Annotated in this window: 3 protein-coding genes; 2 read left to right on the top strand and 1 reads right to left on the bottom strand. The window is 31.9% G+C overall.

What is annotated here, in order from left to right; genetic code table 11:
- The coding region (locus tag N3F66_15005) for a HAMP domain-containing histidine kinase (protein ID MCX8125455.1) at window positions 1-223 on the top strand (223 nt) is incomplete at its 5' end.
- A gap of 225 nt (window positions 224-448) precedes the next feature.
- Here N3F66_15005 and N3F66_15000 read toward each other — a convergent pair.
- Entirely contained in the window at window positions 449-1,249 is an 801-nt protein-coding gene (locus N3F66_15000) for a CPBP family intramembrane metalloprotease (protein MCX8125454.1), read from the bottom strand.
- Between the two features lie 412 nt (window positions 1,250-1,661).
- Between N3F66_15000 and N3F66_14995 the strand changes: the two genes are divergently transcribed.
- Window positions 1,662-1,861 (top strand): hypothetical protein (locus N3F66_14995; protein ID MCX8125453.1); only part of this gene is annotated, 200 nt, incomplete at its 3' end.

The following is a 1,861-nucleotide window of genomic DNA, read 5'->3' as shown; positions in this document are numbered from 1 at the left end:
TGAATATGCCATCATTTCTATTACAGATGATGGTGTTGGCATGGACTATGATATACAGCAGCGAATATTTGAACCATTTTTTACCACAAAAGATAAATCTATAGGCACCGGAATGGGACTTTCTATAGTGTATTCAACTATTACCAACGCTGGTGGTTTTATCCATGTTGAATCAGCTAAAGGTAAAGGGACCACCATCAGCTTATATCTCCCTGCTGTATAATTATCATTTATGAATAGTATATAGAATCCAGTCTAACCGTGGCATTTTTTTAAAATCCAAATTACGGTTTATTCTCTTTATTTGGCAGCAAATAAAATATCATAAGGAAATACCATTGGTGTTATTATATTTATGAGCTTAAAAGATTTAGCAATTGCCACTATGTAATAGCCATGGGTATTACTGAAGCTACTATCGGTTAATTGCAACTACCTAAAGAACCAATTACATTACAAACAATATAGTGTTAGATAGCATGTGTGCAATGATGCTAGCAAAAAGCGAAAATTTATAAGCTATAAAACATAAAATGCTGCTACACACAAAATATACCATAAACTCAAGGGGTGTATGGGGCAGGTGTATACTTGCAAAAATAAATGAAGCAAAAAACCACGATGGAATATATCCATAATGGGATCCTCCATGCAAAAATAGCACACCTCTGAAAAAAAGTTCTTCGGAAAGCGGCACCGCTGTGATGGCAAAAATTAATGCAATGAAGGATATATTTGAAGAAGCTATAGTATCCTGTGGAATTGTTATTGCAAATATTATTCTTATAGCAGTTGCTGCAGCTAATCCCATGATAAGGTCATAGATACTATGAGAAGGTTTTACGAGCTCTAGAATTTGCTTGTGCATAACCCTTTGAGTATGTACAATTATAAAGGGAGTACACAGTGCATGAAGTCCTCCGAATTGTATGATATATAGAAATGTTTGCAGGATGGCAACCCATCCATGGGAAACTATTGTAGATATAAGAACAATGATACAGAAAATGATAAAAGATATAATGATACTTATATCTAGCAGGTGTTTTTGATGTTGTAATACTTTTGCACAAGAATTAATGAATTCAGTGAGTATAGCTATCTGTTGCTGTAGTGATAATGTTGTAATTTCATTTAAGCCTTTTTCAAGTAATCTTCGTTGTGTAAGTGTAAGCGAAGTTAGAAAGCGGCTTTTAATGTGTTGTGGAAGAATTGAAAATATATATGCTGCTTTTAAGTAACTTTTCATACATTTAATCTTTTTTATCAATGTACATGTTTTTAATTATTAAAATGCACATTTGACTTTTATTTAGTCAGATAGTAGATTTTATGTAAAATACAATTTTAGCTACACATGCATATATTTATTATTCAATAAGCTAGGGATGATGAAAATAGGTTACAAGTAGACTTTTGGTATAGCACTCCTGACATTAGTTTATATATTGATGCGGAAATTCAAATGAAATGACAAATTCAAAAAATAGTGAGGGATGGTACAAAGTAAAACAATGAGAAGAAAAAAATTAGATTCATGAGTTTTTTTCTTGATTGAAAATAAAGTATATTCAAAGTGTGGATTTTTTGTTAGAAAAAAATTATTGAAAAACAGTCCAGTAGTACTAAAATTGTGAAAAGTTGGATAAAAAGGTACACTGATGGCAGAACAGATCCGTACAATCACCGATAAAGTACAATTTCCCAGAATCTTTTCATTATTTTTTTATAATAATGATGTATTTCTGCGTACTGCAAGTGGCGATTTGAAAATTACTTTTATGGGTTTTGCTGATGGTACCGCTGCATTCAAAATCCCTTATATCAAAAACATGCCTGATTCCTGTATTATAATTACCCG

The organism is Spirochaetota bacterium, from assembly GCA_026414805.1.
Lineage (GTDB): Bacteria > Spirochaetota > UBA4802 > UBA4802 > UB4802 > UBA4802.
Note: the sequence above shows the minus strand (reverse complement) of the source record. Positions and strands in the feature narration are given on the sequence as shown.

Excerpts from the sequence above, each read along its gene's own strand:
- N3F66_15000 (MCX8125454.1), bottom strand. The coding sequence starts at position 1,249 with ATGAAAAGTTACTTAAAAGCAGCATATATATTTTCAATTCTTCCACAA.